Source organism: Janthinobacterium svalbardense (genome assembly GCF_002327145.1).
Classification (GTDB): Bacteria; Pseudomonadota; Gammaproteobacteria; order Burkholderiales; family Burkholderiaceae_D; genus Janthinobacterium; species Janthinobacterium tructae.
Genome location: NZ_CP023422.1, coordinates 4,044,168 through 4,061,535, shown reverse-complemented (window position 1 = coordinate 4,061,535; position 17,368 = coordinate 4,044,168). Strand labels below are relative to the sequence as shown.

General features: G+C 64.0%; 16 protein-coding genes. 11 read left to right on the top strand and 5 right to left on the bottom strand.

Annotated features, from left to right (window positions below; genetic code table 11):
* Positions 1–38 precede the first annotated feature (38 nt).
* The 4 genes from CNX70_RS17950 to CNX70_RS17935 form a co-directional block, all read right to left on the bottom strand.
* Entirely contained in the window at positions 39–1,739 is a 1,701-nt protein-coding gene (locus CNX70_RS17950) for a coiled-coil domain-containing protein (RefSeq protein WP_096235831.1), read from the bottom strand.
* A 122-nt stretch (positions 1,740–1,861) separates the two neighbouring features.
* Positions 1,862–2,224 (bottom strand): DUF6232 family protein, encoded by a 363-nt coding sequence (locus tag CNX70_RS17945; protein WP_096235830.1) that lies wholly within the window; start codon positions 2,222–2,224, stop codon positions 1,862–1,864.
* 131 nt (positions 2,225–2,355) lie between these two features.
* Positions 2,356–3,036, bottom strand: coding sequence for a UPF0149 family protein (locus CNX70_RS17940; RefSeq protein WP_096235829.1), 681 nt, complete (start codon positions 3,034–3,036; stop codon positions 2,356–2,358).
* A 130-nt stretch (positions 3,037–3,166) separates the two neighbouring features.
* Positions 3,167–4,615 carry a peptide MFS transporter gene (locus tag CNX70_RS17935; protein WP_441326567.1) on the bottom strand — a complete coding sequence of 483 codons (1,449 nt, stop codon included), beginning with the start codon at positions 4,613–4,615 and terminating at the stop codon, positions 3,167–3,169.
* A 368-nt stretch (positions 4,616–4,983) separates the two neighbouring features.
* On the opposite strand from CNX70_RS17935, the gene ppnN reads away from it, so the two are divergent.
* The 11 genes from ppnN (at position 4,984) to CNX70_RS17880 (ending at position 15,556) form a co-directional block, all read left to right on the top strand.
* Positions 4,984–6,354 (top strand): nucleotide 5'-monophosphate nucleosidase PpnN, encoded by a 1,371-nt coding sequence (gene ppnN / locus CNX70_RS17930; RefSeq protein WP_096235827.1) that lies wholly within the window; start codon positions 4,984–4,986, stop codon positions 6,352–6,354.
* 186 nt (positions 6,355–6,540) lie between these two features.
* Complete coding sequence (locus CNX70_RS17925; RefSeq protein WP_096235826.1) at positions 6,541–7,608, top strand: LacI family DNA-binding transcriptional regulator; 1,068 nt, start codon at positions 6,541–6,543, stop codon at positions 7,606–7,608.
* A 213-nt stretch (positions 7,609–7,821) separates the two neighbouring features.
* On the top strand, positions 7,822–8,628 hold the full coding sequence (locus CNX70_RS17920; RefSeq protein ID WP_096235825.1) for a transporter substrate-binding domain-containing protein: 807 nt from the start codon (positions 7,822–7,824) through the stop codon (positions 8,626–8,628).
* Between the two features lie 91 nt (positions 8,629–8,719).
* Positions 8,720–9,412, top strand: coding sequence for an amino acid ABC transporter permease (locus CNX70_RS17915; RefSeq protein ID WP_071076791.1), 693 nt, complete (start codon positions 8,720–8,722; stop codon positions 9,410–9,412).
* 1 nt (position 9,413) lies between these two features.
* Entirely contained in the window at positions 9,414–10,064 is a 651-nt protein-coding gene (locus tag CNX70_RS17910) for an amino acid ABC transporter permease (protein WP_096235824.1), read from the top strand.
* Positions 10,051–10,785: an amino acid ABC transporter ATP-binding protein gene (locus CNX70_RS17905; protein ID WP_096235823.1), complete on the top strand. Its 735-nt coding sequence runs from the start codon at positions 10,051–10,053 to the stop codon at positions 10,783–10,785. The genes CNX70_RS17910 and CNX70_RS17905 overlap by 14 nt, the downstream gene beginning before the upstream one ends.
* Positions 10,782–11,528, top strand: coding sequence for a sugar phosphate isomerase/epimerase family protein (locus tag CNX70_RS17900; protein ID WP_096235822.1), 747 nt, complete (start codon positions 10,782–10,784; stop codon positions 11,526–11,528). The genes CNX70_RS17905 and CNX70_RS17900 overlap by 4 nt, the downstream gene beginning before the upstream one ends.
* Positions 11,525–12,511, top strand: a complete 987-nt coding sequence (locus CNX70_RS17895; protein ID WP_279629318.1) for a sugar kinase — start codon at positions 11,525–11,527, stop codon at positions 12,509–12,511. Before CNX70_RS17900 ends, CNX70_RS17895 begins: the two co-directional genes overlap by 4 nt.
* 20 nt (positions 12,512–12,531) lie before the next feature.
* A complete protein-coding gene (locus CNX70_RS17890; RefSeq protein WP_096235821.1) occupies positions 12,532–13,491 on the top strand; it encodes a 2-hydroxyacid dehydrogenase in 960 nt (319 codons plus the stop codon).
* 27 nt (positions 13,492–13,518) lie between these two features.
* Positions 13,519–14,541: a porin gene (locus CNX70_RS17885; RefSeq protein WP_096235820.1), complete on the top strand. Its 1,023-nt coding sequence runs from the start codon at positions 13,519–13,521 to the stop codon at positions 14,539–14,541.
* A gap of 13 nt (positions 14,542–14,554) precedes the next feature.
* The gene (locus CNX70_RS17880) at positions 14,555–15,556 is read left to right on the top strand and encodes a Gfo/Idh/MocA family protein (RefSeq protein WP_096235819.1); all 1,002 of its coding nucleotides are present in this window, start codon (positions 14,555–14,557) and stop codon (positions 15,554–15,556) included.
* 190 nt (positions 15,557–15,746) lie between these two features.
* On the opposite strand, the gene lysS is transcribed toward CNX70_RS17880, so the two are convergent.
* Positions 15,747–17,276 (bottom strand): lysine--tRNA ligase, encoded by a 1,530-nt coding sequence (lysS, locus tag CNX70_RS17875; protein WP_096235818.1) that lies wholly within the window; start codon positions 17,274–17,276, stop codon positions 15,747–15,749.
* Positions 17,277–17,368: the final 92 nt, after the last annotated feature.

Below are 17,368 nucleotides of genomic sequence, written 5' to 3'. Positions count from 1 at the left end.
ACTTTTCCGGCCCGCCAGGGACATCATGGTTTCCTCGGCTAGATGCCGAACACTTTCAAAATGGCGTCCGTGAAACCTTCGAACCAGCTGCCCACCTTGCCCGGCTGCTTGCCGTGGCGTGGCGTTTCCTCGTACAGGTAGACGCCGTTGTCGCCGTCGAAGCGGTCGTTGAGCAGCGCCTGCTGGCCGCGCAGGTAGGGGAGGAAGGTTTCGCTGCGTATCGTCGAGTACAGCACGTCGGTGCTAAACCCCAGGGTGGCGGCCTGGCTGATGGAGCGGCCCTGGCCGGCCCGCTCCAGGCGCACGCCGCGACAGCCGCGCACGATCAGCGTGACGGGGCCGCGAAAGACGATGAAGCGCAGTTGCAGGGTGAGCCAGGCATGCAGGCTGCCCAGGCGCCAGTGGCTAGCTATCGCCAGCGGCTGGTTCGCGTCGCAGATCAATCCCACCAGCCCGCGTGGCTGGAATATCAATGCGCTGCCGGCTGGCAGGTGTACCACGGCGATTTCCAGCAGCGGGTCGTCGCTGGCGGAAATCGTCACGGATGCAGTCACGTCGCTGTGCAGCCGCGTCAGCGCCACCATGCCGGCCGCCAGGCTGGTGAACGGGAAGCGCCAGTCCAGCAGCCACTGCGTGCGCTTGGTGCTGCTGACGGGCGACGACTGCAGGTATGCGGGATGGATCAGCATCTGCTGCCCAGGGTTTAGCTGTAATGCCTGCGAGACGGCGGAGATGCGCGATGCGCCCTGCGGCGGCAGGGGCAGGCTGGCATCGCCGGATTGCAGCTCGCGCGCGATGGACAGCGGCGGCAAACGCGCGGCCAGGGGCGCCAGCACGAAGTAAAAGAAGGCCTTGATGGCGACGGGCAGAAGGATGGCAGACAGCACCAGCAGGGCGGCCGTGGGACCGTAGCGGGCGAACAGTTCGCATAACGCGCGCCACCAGTTGTCGCGCAGCTGTCCTTCCATCGACGCCATGGCATGGCCCAGGTCCTGCAGGCGCGCCTCGACGCGTGCCTGGTCGACCTGGAAGGGCGCCACGCTGCCGGCGCCGGCAGCGGCCAGGCGCTGGCGCTGCGCCATGTAGCGCTGGTAGGCCAGCGCGTTGGCCTCGCGCAGGTGCGTTTCCTCGGCCTGCAGCGCGGCCATTGCCGCGTGCGGCGCCGTGCCGGGGAGGCGTGCTTGCAGCGGGTGTGCTTGTGTCAATTCCTGTTGCTTGGCCAGGTTGCCGGAGAGCGCCTTGTAGGCTTGCCGGTGTTCGTCGTGCAGGCGCAGCAGCGCCTGGCGGGCGCTTTCATTGCCGATGGCGATACGCAGCGACTGCAGATAGGCGCGTTCCTGCAGCAGCAGTTCGATGCGGATGTGCTGCTCGGCCTGCCTGGCGACGGCGTTGCCGAGATCCTTGCTGGTGGGCAATGCCAAGGTGAAGGACCACGCCGTTGCCGTTTGCCGCAGCGCAAGCAGCGCCGCGTCGATATGCGCGATGCGCGCGGCGATGGCCTGGTCGGACGCCTGGCGCAGCGCGTCGACGCGGGCCTGCGTTTCTCCGCTCAGTGTTGCCTGGCGGGCGCCGGCCAGGCTTGCCGCATCGCGCAACATGCCAAGCCTGGCCACTCCATCCTGAAATTGCCGTGCCTGCTCCAGCAGCGCATGACCGGCCGCAAGGATGGCAACGAATAGCAGGAATTGCAGTACATGGCGGCTGATGAAGCGCAGCAGGGAAGCGAGAAGGAGGCGCAATGGTCGGCTAAATAAGACTGGCGGTGGCGGCCGCAATGGCCCTCGATGCGTATCGGCCAGCAGGGCCGTCCGATACGCGCCGCCTGATTTTACCGCACCGCCGTCATGGCAGTGCAGTTCGATCAGCCGCGGTGGATCATCGCTTCATTCACGGCCTGGACGACCTGGTTCAGGTATTCGCGGTTCTTGGTCATGAGGGCGCGTGTTTCACCGGCAGAAGTTGCCAGCAGCACATGGTAGACGGGCTTGATCAGGAACAGGATGGCGAGACCGAGGCCCAGCAGTATCAGGCCAAACATGAAGCTGGAGCCAACCATGACACCGAGGCCAACCAGTGCAAGGATGATGCCAAGCGCGCGCGGCGGTTTTTTCTCAAACGGCTTGACCGATGTCACATTGCTCATGGCATAGGTCTGGCCACCGCTGACAAAACGGGCATTGGTGACCTTGACATCGCCTTGCTCAAAAAAAGTGCGCTCTTCCATGGGATTCCTGTATGGTAAAAATGATTAATATTGTTGCATTTCAACAATCTTTTCACTATACACAGTTGTTCATCGCCAATACTCACACATTGTCACAATTCGTCCATATGGAACATCGGCGCAGAATACTTTTACGCGCCATCGCTATCGGCACAGCATTTCTTGTACTTCTTGCCGCTGCCACAGTGGCACGGGTCGTTGCGGCCCGTTTTGGGTATCTCGCGCAAGACGGTGGCGCCGGGCTGGCTTTGCGCCTGGCTTTTCAGGTGGCGCTGGCGCGCCCAGGCGGCGTTGATGGCGATGACGGACGGAATCACGCCATCCATGGCCGTTTCGGCCGCATCGTCATCGAGTTCGCTGGCCGTGGCCAGGTGCTGGAACGGCGCCAGGTAGTGCGGGTGGCTGACGGCCAGGGCCGCCCACTGGGGCTTGTCCAGACTCGTGCCCAGGACAAAACCGGCGCACCAGGCGGTCACGCTCCATTCGGGGCCGCAGACGTAGATGGGCTCGAAGCTGTCCGGGTCCTTCGCCAGCCATTCGACCATGTAGGCGTGGTGGCGCTGCGCCAGGGCTGCTGCACGTTCGTTGTCCGCGTCCTGTGCCGGCGCGGGGCTGCCGGCCGCCTTGTCCCAGACCCATGGCAGCCATTGTTCCGGCGTGATCTGCTTCGGGCTCAGGGCGACGGCCGTGAGGAAACCTTCCAGCATCGACACGTCCATGGCGGCGCCGGCCAGGGCGGGCGCGGCCAGCAGGGTGTCGAGTTCGGCGTATTCGTCGTCGGAGAGGGGCGAGGTGGTGGAGATGCTGGACATGGGATTCTTTGTGTAAGTTGGTCGATGGCCGCTGGCCCTGTCCGTATTGTACCGCCCGGCAAGGGGAAAGCCGGCGCTGGAATGAAAAACGGCGACCCGCAGGCCGCCGTCTTTATCCAAGGCAGAACGCTTACTTCACGCCGTGCATCAGTTTGTTGATCAGCGGTGCGATCAGGAACAGGATCACGCCGGCGCCCAGCAGGGACCAGAAGCCAAAGGTGTAGCCGGACAGGGCCGACTGCACCGACATGCCGCTCGTGCCGCTGACGTGGCTGGCGAAGATGCCCGACAGGTTGTTGCCGATACCGGTCGACAGGAACCAGCCGCCCATGCCCAGGCCAACCAGGCGCACTGGCGCCAGCTTGGTGACCATCGACAGGCCGATAGGCGACAGGCACAGCTCGCCGATCGATTGCAGCACGTACACGGTAGTCAGGGTCCAGAACGGGATCTTGTTATCGGCGCCAACCAGGCTCGACAGAGCGAAGATCAGCAAACCGAAGGCCAGTGCGTTGCCCAGCAAGCCCAGGCCGAATTTGCGCGGGATCGATGGATTGACATTGTGGCGTGCCAGGTAGACCCAGACGGCGGCGATGAGAGGCGCGAAGACGATGATGGCAACCGAGTTGACGGTCTGGAAGTAGGCGGTCGGGAAGATCCAGAAGCCCAGGTCGCGGTTGACGATCTTGTCAGCCAGGAAAGTAAACGAGCTGCCAGCCTGTTCGAAGAACATCCAGAACAGGATGTTGAAGACGAAGATCAGCAGCATGGCGATGACGCGGTCGCGCGCCACTTTGCCGTTGCGGATACCTTCGATCATCAGCATGAAGGCCAGGCCGATGAACAGCACCGTCAGGACGATTTGCAGCTTTTCAGCGCCGACCGTCAGCAGGAAGTACATCAGCGGGATCACGCACAGGCAGCCCAGGGCGACCCAGACGACGCGCATCGGGTTGCCGGAACCGGCTTCCGGTGCGCCGATGCCCTTCAGGGCGCGGCGGCCGATGAAGAACCATACCAGGCTGATCAGCATGCCGAAACCGGACGCCATGAAGACCATCTTGTACGAAGGCATGGCGCTGGTGCCGAAGATCGACTCGGCCAGCCACTGGGTGAAGACGGGCGCGACCATGGCGCCCATGTTGATACCCATGTAGAAGATCGTGAAACCGCTGTCGCGGCGCGGATCGGCTGTCGTGTACAGCTTGCCGACCATGGTCGAGATGTTCGGCTTGAACATGCCGTTACCGACGATCATCGTGGCCAGGCCCAGGTTGAAGATGTCCTGGTTCGGTACCGAGATGCAGAACAGGCCGGCTGCCATGAAGACGGCACCCAGCAGGATCGAGCGCTGGTAACCGATGACCCGGTCGGCGATGTAACCGCCGAACAGGGCGCCGGCGTACACCAGCGCGAGGAAGGAACCGTAGGTCAGGTTGGCCGCTGCCTGTCCCGAACCGTCGCCAGCATGAAACTGGGCCACGATGTACAGGACCAGCGCCCAGCGAACTCCGTAGAACGCGAAGCGTTCCCAGAATTCAGTCATGAACAACATCCACAATGGGCTTGGATGGCCCATAATCTGCTTGAACTCGGGAATAACGGCTTCCTTGTTGGGCGTAGTCGCACCGCTCATGCGGTTCCTCCTGAAAAATTATTATAGTCAATCGATACAACAAACTTATGGAAGCCTGCGGGCGGCGGGGACTCTCATGAAGAACCTCACGCACGGGAATTCCAATAGGCAGGCATTCTAATCTACAAATTGCGCTGAGCGAAGGTTTCCATTCGCATTAGCAAGAATGACTGTTTCATATTAATCAAACCGGTTTGCAGGCAAGGGCGGCCCGGGCGATTTTGCGGCGGCACAGCACAACTTGCCCGACTTGTCGTATATTAAGGTTGCAAGACCTTCGAGCATCGATTTTTAAAGGAATTTTTCGCATTATGGAACACGACGTTATCGATACTCTGGTTTCACCGGAAGGCCGCCTGGACGTGCTCTCCAAGACTGAAGTCAACAAACTGCTCGACACCAGCCAGGGCGGCCTGTACAACACTTTCCGCCGCTGCGCGCTGGCGGTCTTGAATTGCGGCAGCACCATCGACGATGGCCGCGCCCTGCTGGAGCGCTACCAATCGTTTGAAATCTCCATCATCCAGCGCGAGCGCGGCATCAAGCTCGACATCAAGGGTGCGCCAGCCATCGCCTTTGTCGATGGCAAGATGATCAAGGGCATCCACGAGCACCTGTTTGCCGTGCTGCGCGACATCATCTTCGTCAGCGATGAAGTCACGGGCAACCCGAAATTCGACTTGCAGAGCACGGAAGGCGTGACGGACGCCGTCTTCCACATCCTGCGCAATGCGAATGTGTTGCAAACCCAGCTCAACCCGAACCTGGTCGTCTGCTGGGGCGGGCATTCGATCAACCGCGCCGAATACAATTATTCGAAGGAAGTGGGCTACCAGCTGGGCTTGCGCGGCCTCGACATCTGCACCGGTTGCGGCCCCGGCGCCATGAAAGGCCCCATGAAGGGCGCCACCATCGGCCACGCCAAGCAGCGTTTGCACAATGGCCGCTACCTGGGCATCACCGAGCCGGGCATCATCGCGGCCGAATCGCCGAACCCGATCGTCAATGATCTGGTCATCATGCCGGACATCGAAAAACGCCTGGAAGCGTTCGTGCGCGCCGGCCACGGCATCGTCGTGTTCCCCGGCGGCGCGGGCACGGCCGAAGAGATCCTGTACATCCTGGGCATCCTGCTGCACCCGGACAATGCAGACATCCCGTTCCCGTTGATTTTCACGGGGCCGGAAACCTCGCGCGAGTATTTCGTGCAGATCAACCAGTTCATCAGCGATACGCTGGGGCCGGAAGCGCAGCAGCGCTATAAAATCATCATCGACGACCCGGAACTGGTGGCGCGCGAAATGCTCGAAGGCATACGCCAGGTGCGCGAATTCCGCAAGGCGCACAGCGATGCGTATTACTTCAATTGGCTGCTGAAGATCGACCACGAGTTCCAGAAGCCGTTCCAGCCCACGCATGAAAACATGCGCAACCTGAGCCTGCACAAGAACCAGCCCACGCACTTGCTGGCGGCCCAGCTGCGCCGCGCGTTTTCCGGCGTGGTGGCGGGCAACGTCAAGGATGACGGCATCCGCTCGATCGAAGAGCACGGCAACTTCGAAATCCACGGCGACAAATCCATCGCCGGCCCCATGGATGCGCTGCTGGCCTCGTTCGTGGCGCAGCACCGCATGAAACTGGCAGGCACGGCATACGTGCCTTGCTATACCGTCGTCCAGTAATTTTTTAATCAGCGCCGCCCGCCCCCTGCGTTTGCCGGGGGAGGGCGGCGTTTTTCATTCATGCCCCATCGTGTTCCTTCGCCGCCACAGGCAATCAAATCGCTTGCGTCATCGATGTGTGGGTGCTATCTTTGGAACCGGTTCCAAAATAAAAATATGCAAGTCAACAGGTAGTGGAGAACAAGCTTGGATTCAGTACGCGGCAGTAAAAAAACAGTCTCCGGCGAACCGGCACGGCCCGTGACCATCGCCCAGGTGGCGCGCGAGGCGGGCGTGTCGAAGACCAGCGTGTCGCGCTTTCTCGGCGGTGAACTGGACGCTTTGTCCGAGAACATTCGCCAGCAGATCACCAGCACCATCGCGCGCCTCGGCTACCAGCCGAACCAGATGGCGCGCGGCCTCAAGCGCGGACGCACGCGCCTGATCGGCATGGTGGTGGCCGATATGCTGAACCCTTACACGGTGGCCGTGCTGCAAGGCGTGGAGGCGGCTTGCCAGCAGCATGGCTACACCTTGATCTTGTGTAATACCGGCAATGACGAACAGCGCGAACGCCAGTCGCTGGCCGCGCTGCGCTCGTACAGCGTGGAAGGGCTGATCGTCAACACGCAGGGGCGCAACATTCAGTCGTCCGACTTGCAGCAGGCGGGCATGCCCATCGTGCTGGTCGACCGCCGCATCGAGGGCGCCGATTTCGACCTGGTGGGCCTGGACAATGTGCAGGCGGGCCGCCTGGCAACCCAACACTTGATCGAGCAGGGCTTCGACGCCATCGCCTTCGTCGCGCCGCCATTGACGGGCGTCAGTTCGCGCCTGATGCGTGCCGACGGTTTCCAGTCAGTGATGGCCGAGCATCCGGGCTGCGTGGGCGCAGTGCTGGCGGTGGACCTGGATGACCGGCCCTCCATCGACGCGCAGGTGCGGCAATGCCTGGTGCAGTGGCGCGGCCGCCGCGTGGCGCTGCTGGCTTCGAACGGCATGGTGGCGCTGGAACTGGCGCTGATGCTGCAGCGCCTGGCATTGCGCATGCCGCAAGACGTGGGCTTGCTGGGCTTTGACGAATTGCCGTGGTCGCCGCTGGCGGGCCTGAGCACGATCGAGCAGCAGACCTATGAAATCGGCTTTACGGCGATGACGTGCATGCTGTCGCGTTTGCAGGGCGAGCAGTGCCCGCCGCGCGAGGTGCTGTTGCCAGGCAAGCTGATTGTGCGCCATTCCACCCAGGGGAACGCGGCACGCAAGAACGGCGATTGACGGGGAAGAGGGCGTTGCCCTTTTTTTTGGGTAAGCTTTGGAACCGGTTTCATAGAATCTCATCACACTGGAAAGGGGCGTGAATAGTCAGGCAGGGCAATGGTTGGCATGAAGTTGGAGTGATACGGCAAGAGACGAAATATATCGTCCATTTGACACTATTCCCGGAAGTGCCTCGACGAGGCCAGTACCGGGATCACAGGAGACGGAAACATGAAGATGACGACACTGTTTTACGCGAAGATCGTGGCTTGCGCGCTGGCCGCCACGTGCGCCCTCGGTGCGGCGGCCGATGCCGGCGCCCAGACGCTTGGCGACCTGATCAAGAAAGGCAAGCTGACCATCGGCGTGGTCAGCGGCACGCCGCCGTTTGGCAGCATCGATGCCAAGGGTGCGCCTGTCGGCTATGACGTCGATGTCGCCAACCTGATCGGCAAATACATGAACCTGCCCGTGGAAGTGGTGCCCCTGACGGCGCCCTCGCGCGTGCCGTCGCTGGAATCGGGCAAGGTCGATTTCCTCGTGGCGACCCTGGCGCCCACGCCGGAACGGGCCAAGACCCTGATGTTCACCATGCCCTACAGCGCGTTTGAACTGGCCATCGTCGCGCCGGTCGGCGGCAAATTCAAGGCCCTGGCCGATTTGAAAGGCAAGAAGGTGGGCGTGACGCGTGGCACCACGAATGACACGGCGCTGAGCCGCATGGCGCCGGCGGGCACGGCCATCGTGCGTTTCGAGGATGACGCCACCGTCACCCAGGCCTTGCTCAGCAAGCAGGTCGATGCCGTCTCTATCCCCAGCACGATGGCGCTCGACATCATCAAGACGCGCGGCGCGGGCAAGATCGAGGTCAGGTTCACGTATTCCGTGCAGCCGAATTCGATGGCGGTGCGCCGCGGCGACTTCGAGCTGCACCAGTGGCTCAACAATTTCATCTACTACGTCAAGCTGAACGGCGAACTCGACGCCATCGCGCGCAAGTGGAGCGGTGCGCCGCTGCCGCCATTGCCGACCTTCTGATACCACAAGCCGCATAGGGAAAGTGTTGCTCCGTACGGCGCGCCACCGTGGTGGCGCCGCCGGGGATGCGCACGTAGATAAGGAGTTGAGTATGCCGTATGAATTTCATTTCGAACTCGTCATGCAATCGCTGGACCGCCTGTTGTGGGGCGCGGCACTGACGATACGCCTGAGCGCCCTGGCGATGGTGCTGGGACTGGCGGTGGGCGTGTGCGCCGCCGTCATCCTGAAGAATGGTCCCGCCTATGCCCGCGCTTTGGTGCGCGCATATGTCGAGGTGATCCGCAGCACGCCGTTCCTGGTACAGCTGTTCATCATCTACTTTGGCTTGCCGTCGCTGGGCTTGCAGCTCGACGCCAACGGCGCCGCGCTCGTCGCCATGACGGTCAACCTGGGCGCCTATGCGGCGGAAATCGTGCGCGCCGGCATCGGCGCCGTGCACCCCTCGCAGCTGGAGGCGGCCCAAGCCTTGGGCATGACGCGCTGGCAGGTGATGCGCCATGTGGTGCTGCTGCCGGCGCTGGAAAAAGTGTATCCGGCGCTGGCCAGCCAGTTCACCTTGATGATGCTCGCCTCGAGCGTGGTGTCGGCCATTTCCGCCGAAGAGCTGACCGCCGCCGCCCACCTGCTCGACTCGGAAACCTTCCGCAGCTTCGAGATCTACATCGTCGTGATGGTGCTGTACATCCTGCTGGCCCTGCTGTTTCGCTTCAGCTTCTGGGTGCTGGGCCAGATCGTCTTCAAACGCCGCCGCCGTCTGGGCGCGGTACGCATGGGAGCATGACATGATCAGTGACTTTTCCTGGGATAACCTGCAATTCCTGCTCGAGGCCACGCGCTGGACCATCGGCCTGTCGCTGATCGTCTTCATCACGGGCGGCATCGCCGGCTTCGCGGTGGCGCTGCTGCGCACGGCGCGCAGCCCGTTCCTGCGCTGCATCAGCGCCCTGTACATCCAGCTGGTGCAGGGCACGCCGGTGCTGATCGTGCTGTTCCTCACCTATTACGGCCTGGCCCTGTTCGGCTACAAGCTGTCGCCGATCATCGCGGCCGGCGCGGTGATGACGATCTTTGCCAGCGCCTACCTGGGCGAGATCTGGCGCGGCTGCATCGAAGGCGTGCAGCGGCAGCAATGGGAAGCATCGGCCGCGCTGGCGCTGAACCGCTACCAGCAGCTGCGCTACGTCATCCTGCCGCAGGCGCTGCGCCATTCGCTGCCGCCGACGGTGGGCTTCATGGTGCAGATCATCAAGAACACTTCGATCACCTCGATCATCGGCGTGGTGGAACTGACGCGGGCAGGGCAACTGGTCAGCAACGCGACCTTCCTGCCTTTCATCGTCTTCCCCGTCGTCGCCCTGATCTACTTCGCGATGTGCTATCCGCTGTCGCGCTACAGCCATTCACTGGAAAGGAAATTCCATGCCCATCGTTGAAATTGACAATATCAGCAAGAGCTTCGGCAGCAATCACGTGCTCAAGGGCGTGTCGTTCGCCGTCGAGCGGGGCCAGGTCATCGCCGTGATCGGCCGCAGCGGTTCCGGCAAGAGCACCATGCTGCGCTGTATAAACGGCCTGGAAACCATCGACAGCGGCAGCATCGTCGTGGCCGGCCATACGCTGACGGCGCGTCAGGAGCACCTGCTCGACTTGCGCAAGGATGTCGGCATGGTCTTCCAGAGCTACAACCTGTTCCCCCACCTGACGGTGGAAGAAAACGTCATGCTGGCGCCGCGCATCGTCAAGAAGGTGCCCGACGTGCAGGGCCGCGCCACGGCGCTGCGCGTGCTCAAGCAGGTGGGCCTGGACCACAAGCGCGAGGCCTATCCCGAGCAGCTGTCGGGCGGCCAGCAGCAGCGCGTGGCGATCGCCCGTTCGCTGGCGATGGAACCGCAAGTGATGCTGTTCGACGAAGTGACGTCGGCGCTCGACCCGGAACTGACGCAGGAAGTGCTGAAGGTGATGGAAGAGCTGGCGCAGGCCGGCATGACGATGCTGCTGGTGACGCACGAGATGGAGTTTGCGCGGCGCATGGCCGACGTCACCGTCTTCATGCACCAGGGATTGGTGTGGGAGAGCGGACCGTCGGAAGCGTTTTTCAGCAACCCGCAAACGCCCGAAGCGCGCCAGTTCGTCGGCGCGGGAGCGATCAAATGAGCCCCGTCCTGGTGGCGGCGTCGGCCTACGGCGCAAGCAGGGTCAGGCAGTTGGGGCAAAGCCATTTCATCGACGTGGTGGCCGATGCGGGCGGCGCCGGCATCGAGATCCGCCGCGAACTGTTTACGTCCGACTTGCCGGACCTGGCGCGCATGGGCGCGGCGGTGGCCGCGCGCGGCCTGTACTCGGTGTATTCCACGCCCATCGAATTGTGGGACGCGGACGGCTTGCTGCAGCACGCGCTGCTGCAACAGATGCTGGACGAGGCGGCGCGCCTGGGGGCGCGTTACCTGAAGGTGTCGCTGGGCCATTACCCGGCCGCGCCGGACTTGCCGGCCTTGAAGGCCCGGCTGGCGGCGGCACCCGTGGCGCTGCTGGTGGAAAACGACCAGACGGTCCATGGCGGCGCGCTGGCGGCGATGGCGCGCTTTCTGGCGGCGGCGCGCGAAGCCGGGCTGCCGGTGGGATTGACGTTCGACATCGGCAACTGGCGCTGGGTGGGCGAGGATGCGCAGCAGGCGGCGCGCCTGCTGGCGCCGTACGTGCGCTATGTGCATTGCAAGGCCGTCCTGGAGGATGCGGGCCGGCTGTCCGCCTGCGCCGTCTCCGAAGCCGATCCGGCCTGGCGCGCTGTCTTCGCGCACTTTGCGCCGGGCGTGCAGCGGGCCATCGAATTTCCGCTCGAAGGCACCGACCTGGTGGCCGAAACGGGACGCTACATCCAGATGCTGGAGGCTGCATGATGGAACAAGAACTGCGCCAAAAGGAAATTCAAGGGGTGCACGCGCTCGACGTCGTCACCTACGGCGAAGCGATGGCGATGTTCGTTGCCGAGGAAACGGGGGACCTGGCGGCCGTGGCGCATTTTACGCGCCGCCTGGCCGGCGCCGAGACGAATGTCGCCATCGGCCTGGCGCGCCTGGGCTTGCGTGTCGGCTGGCTGAGCCGGGTGGGCGACGACTCGTTCGGCCGCTTCATCCGCGCCAGCGTGCAGGCCGAGGGTGTCGATTGCAGCCGGGTCGTCACCGTCGCCGGCCAGACCAGCGCCTTCCAGCTCAAGGCCCGGGCCGAGAACGGCGCCGACCCGCTGGTCGAATACTTCCGCAAGGGTTCCGCCGCCAGCCGCCTGGCGCCGGAGCACTTCGACGCCGCCTATTTTCTGTCCGCGCGCCACCTGCACGCCACGGGAGTGGCGGCGGCGCTGTCCGAGACCAGCCTGGCGTTCGCCGGCCAGGCCATCGACTTCATGCGCGAGCATGGCCGCACGGTGTCGTTCGATCCGAACCTGCGGCCCACGCTGTGGCCCTCGCAAGCCGTCATGGTCGAGCAGATCAACCGCCTCGCCTGCAAGGCGGACTGGGTGCTGCCCGGCCTTGGGGAAGGAAAAATTCTCACCGGCCACGAGCTGCCGCACGACATCGCCAGCTTTTACCTGCAGCGGGGCGTGCGGCTGGTGGTCATCAAGCTGGGCGCCGACGGTGCCTATTACCGCACGGCCGAGGGCGACAGCGGCATGGTGCCGGGCGAACGCGTGGCCAATGTGGTCGACACGGTGGGCGCCGGCGACGGCTTCGCGGCCGGCCTGGTCAGCGCCTTGCTGGAAGGCTTGCCGCTGGCGCAGGCCGTACGCCGCGCCAACCGGGTCGGCGCCTTCGCCATCCAGGTGGCCGGCGACATGGAAGGCTTGCCAACGCGCGCCCAGCTTGACGCGCTAGCCCAATCTTGAACCGAACAGGGGAAACACTCATGAAAAAACATGTGGTTGTGTATAAAAAACTGGCGGAACCACTGTTGGCGCGCCTGCGCGCCGAATGCGAGGTGACGTACTTCGAGGCGATCGATGCGGGCAACCGCGCCGCGTTCGCCGACGCCATCCGCGGCGCGCACGGCTTGCTGGGCGCCAGCGTGCGCCTGGACCGTGAACTGCTGGAGCCGGCCGTTGACCTGCGCATCATTTCCACCATATCGGTGGGCGTCGACCAGTTCGATGTCGATTATTTGCGCGAACGGGGCATCTGGCTGGCCAATACGCCGGACGTGCTGACGGAAACGACGGCCGACACGATCTTCGCACTGATCCTGGCCAGCGCGCGGCGCGTCGTCGAACTGGCCGAATTCGTCAAGGCGGGACGCTGGACGCGCAGCGTGGGCGAAAGCCAGTATGGTGTCAACGTGCATGGCAAGACCATCGGCATGCTGGGCATGGGCCGCATCGGCCGCGCCGTCGCCCGCCGCGCTGCACTCGGTTTCGGCATGCAGGTGCTGTATTTAAATGGCGAGGCGGTGCCCGAGGTGGACGCGGCGCTGGGTGCGCGCCAGGTGGCGCTCGATCACTTGCTGGCCAAGTCGGATTTCGTCTGCGTGGTGCTGCCGCTGACGGTGCATACGGAGCGCATGATGGGCCGGCGCGAGTTCGCGCTGATGCGCCCGGGCGCCATCTTCATCAACGGTTCGCGCGGGCGCATCGTCGACGAGGCGGCGCTGATCGAGGCGCTGCAACAGGGCACCATCCATGGCGCCGGTCTCGACGTGTTCGAGCGTGAACCGCTGGCGCCGGACAATCCGCTGCCGCGCATGGCCAATGTAGTGGCGCTGCCGCACATCGGCTCGGCCACGCACGAAACGCGCTACGCCATGGCGCAGCAGGCGGTGGACAACCTGCTGGCCGGCCTGCGCGGCGAGCGTCCGCGCCATCTGGTCAGCTAAGAACAGTATCGACAGACAGGAAAAGAGATGAAAAACAAGGTAGCAAGAGCAATCATCATCGGCGCCGGCGCCTGCGGCGGCCTGTGTAGCGCGCAGTCGAACGTGGCCATGTACGGCATCGCGGACCTGGGCGTGGTGTCCGAGAGCGGCGGCGCCGGCGGCAGGGTGCTCAAGCTGACCAGCGGCATCGCCAACGGCTCGCGGCTCGGTTTCAAGGGTAGCGAAGACCTGGGCGGCGGCATGACGGCGATCTTTACGATGGATGCGGGCATCCTGGCCGACACGGGCGCTTCGGCCCAGGGCGGCCTGCTGTTCGGGCGCCAGGCCTTCGTCGGCCTCGCCGGCGCGGCGGGCACGCTGCGCCTGGGCCGCCAGTACACCTTCATCGATAGCAGCCTCGGTGCGCTGGACCCGTTTTACCTGGGTTTTGCTGGCAGGATGAGCAACGTCTTCACGGCCGGCTACATCAGCCGGGTCGACAACAGCATTACCTACAGCTCGCCCGTGCGCGGCGGACTTTCCGGCGAACTGGCATACGGCTTCGGCGAAGTACCCGGCGACGCGGCGGCCAAGCGCTACATGGGCGCGGCGGCCACCTATGCCAGCGGGCCGCTGTACCTGCGCATGGCGCACCAGAACGCCAACACCCTGTCAAGCGCGCTGGTGGCGGGGACGGCGCGCAACACGGTGCTGGGCGCCACCTGGGACTTCGGCGTGGTCAAGGCGCATGGCGCCGTGGCCGTCAGCAAGAGCACGGCGGGCGCCGCCACCACGGTCGACAGCGCGGACCTGATGCTGGGCGCCACCGTGCCGGTGGGCCCGCACCGCATCCTGTTCTCGTACGTGCGCCGCGACGACCGGCGCGCCGCCAACGGCGACGCTACCCAGCTCGGCATCGGCTACACGTATGCGCTGTCGAAGCGCAGCACCTTGTACGCAGCCTATGCGCATATCGACAATCGCAACGGCGCCGCCTACCTGGTGGGCAACGCCACCGACAACGGCAGCGGCAACCAGGCCTGGAACCTGGGCCTGCGCCACACTTTTTAATTGGAGAATCGAAATGAAGAAGATCGGTTGGATTTTGGTCGGTGCCAGCACCGTGGCGCGCGAATGGATGGTCGACGCGATCGGCCAGCAGGGCGACGCGGAAGTGCTGGCCGTGGTCAGTCGCGACGCCGCGCGCGGCGCCGCCTTTGCCGCGCAGTTCGGCATAGCCGCCAGTTATACCGACCTCGATGCGGCGCTGGCCCATCCGGGCGCGGACGCCGTGTACATCAGCACCACCAACGAATGGCATATGTCGCAGACTTTGCAGGCGGCGCGCGCGGGCAAGCACGTGCTGTGCGAAAAGCCGCTGGCGCTGAACCTGGAGGACGCCCGCCGCATGGTCGACGGCTGCGCCGAAGCGGGCGTGGTGCTGGGGATTAACCACCACCTGCGCAACGCCGCCACGCACGGCAAGGTGCGCGAGCTGATACGCGCGGGCGAGATCGGCCAGCCCCTGTATTGCCGCGTGCTGCACGCGAACAACCTGCCGCAGCACCTGCGCGGCTGGCGCCTGGACGCGCCGGAGTCGGGCGGCGTCACGCTCGACATGTTCGTGCACGACGTCGACACCTTGCGCTTCCTGCTCGACTCGGAACCGCGCCACGTCACCGCCTGCGCCACCAGCGGCGGCATGACGGTGGCCGGGCTGGAAGAGGGCCTGATGGCCGTCATCGAGTTCGACAACGGCACCCTGGTGCAGGTGCACGACGCATACAACGCGCCGCATTCGCTGTCCGGCGTGGAAATCATCGGCAGCAAGGGCACCATCTTCGCCACCGGCGTGATGACGCAGCGCCCCGTCGGCAGCATCAGCCTGACGCGCGACGGCGGCAGCATCGACATCCCCGTCGAGCATGAAAACCTGTACGTGCGCTCGGTGCGCGCCTTCCAGCGCGCCATGCGCGGCGAAGGGCAGCCGGCCGCCACTGGCGACGACGGCATGCGCGCGCTGGCCACGGCGCTGGCGGCGCAGCAGGCCAGCCGCAGCCACCAGCGCGTGACCCTGGCCGGCTGATAGCCGGCCGCACAAGTAAAAAAGCCGCCTGATCGCAAAATCAGGCGGCTTTTTTTGCCTTGAAGCATCGAACGCCTGAAAAATCGTAGCGAGCGGATGGGAGTTGCGGCTAAGAAGCGCAACTGTGCTATAGCACAGTGAGCATCGCAGGCCGCAAATCGCGACGCGCAGTAGATTTTTCAGGTGTTCATCACTCTTCGCGGCGGAGGTGAGGGAACAGCAGCACGTCGCGGATGTTCGGCGAATCCGTGATGATCATCATCAGGCGGTCGATGCCGATGCCGCAGCCGCCGGCTGGCGGCATGCCGTATTCCAGCGCGCGGATGTAGTCGGCGTCGTAGAACATCGCCTCTTCATCGCCGGCGTCCTTGGCAGCGACTTGCGCCAGGAAGCGGGCCGACTGGTCTTCCGCGTCGTTCAACTCGGAGAAGCCGTTGGCGATCTCGCGGCCCACCATGAACAGTTCAAAACGTTCGGTGATGCCGGCCACCGTGTCGGAAGCGCGCGCCAGTGGCGACACTTCAACAGGGTAGTCGATGATGTAGGTCGGTTCCCACAGCTGCGCTTCTGCCGTCTCTTCGAACAGCGCCAGTTGCAGCGCGCCCAGGCCGGCCGTGGCGAACGGCTTGACGCCGAATTTCTTCAGCTCTTCCTTGATGAATTCGGCATCGTTCAACTGCTCCGGCGTGTAGCCCGGCGCGTACTTGTTGATCGCTTCGACGATGGTCAGGCGGTGGAACGGTTTTGCCAGATCGAGTTCGCGGCCGCCGTAGGTCAGGGTGGCGGTGCCGTGCGCGTCGATGGCGGCCTGGCGGATAACGGCTTCGGTAAAATCCATCAGCCATTTGTAGTCGGTGTAGGCCGCGTAGAATTCCATCATCGTAAATTCCGGGTTGTGACGGATCGACACGCCTTCGTTGCGGAAGTTGCGGTTGATTTCGAACACGCGGTCGAAGCCGCCCACCACCAGGCGCTTCAGGTACAGCTCGGGCGCGATGCGCAGGAACATTTGCATGTCCAGCGCATTGTGGTGCGTGATGAATGGCTTGGCCGCCGCGCCGCCCGGGATCGTGTGCAGCATCGGCGTTTCCACTTCCATGAACTCGTTCTTTTCCATGAAGCGGCGGATCGACGAGATGGCGGCGGTACGCGCCTTGAAGGTGCGGCGCGTCTCTTCGTTCATGATCAGGTCGACGTAGCGCTGGCGGTACTTGGTTTCCTGATCGGCCAGGCCGTGGAATTTGTCCGGCAGCGGGCGCAGCGACTTGGTGATCAAACGCAGTTGCGTGACCTTGATGGTCAGTTCGTCCGTCTTGGTCTTGAACAGCGTGCCCGTCACGCCCAGGATGTCACCCAGGTCATAGTGGTGCAGGGCGGCCATGGCCGCTTCGCCGGTGAGATCCAGGGTGGCGTAGATCTGGATGCGGCCGTCGGCCTTCGGGCCGGAAGCGTCTTGCAGGGTGGCGAAGGCGGCTTTCTTGCCCGCTTCGCGCTTGAGCATCATGCGGCCGGCCAGCACCACGGTGACAGGTTCGGCTTCCAGCTCTTCGCGCGTCTTGCTGCCGTATTGCGCGTGCAGATCGGCCGCCTTGTGCTCGGGGCGGAAATCGTTCGGGAAGGCGATGCCTTGTTCGCGCAGTGCTGCCAGCTTGACGCGGCGCTCGGCGATGATCTTGTTTTCATCGGGGGCGGCGGCTTGTTCTTGGAGTTCCGTAGTCATGGTGTTCTTCGTTGGTGATGATTGATGATGTGGAGCCAGCGCTGGCGCCACGCTGGCTGGCGATCAGCGAGTCGAAACCGGCTACCGCGGCC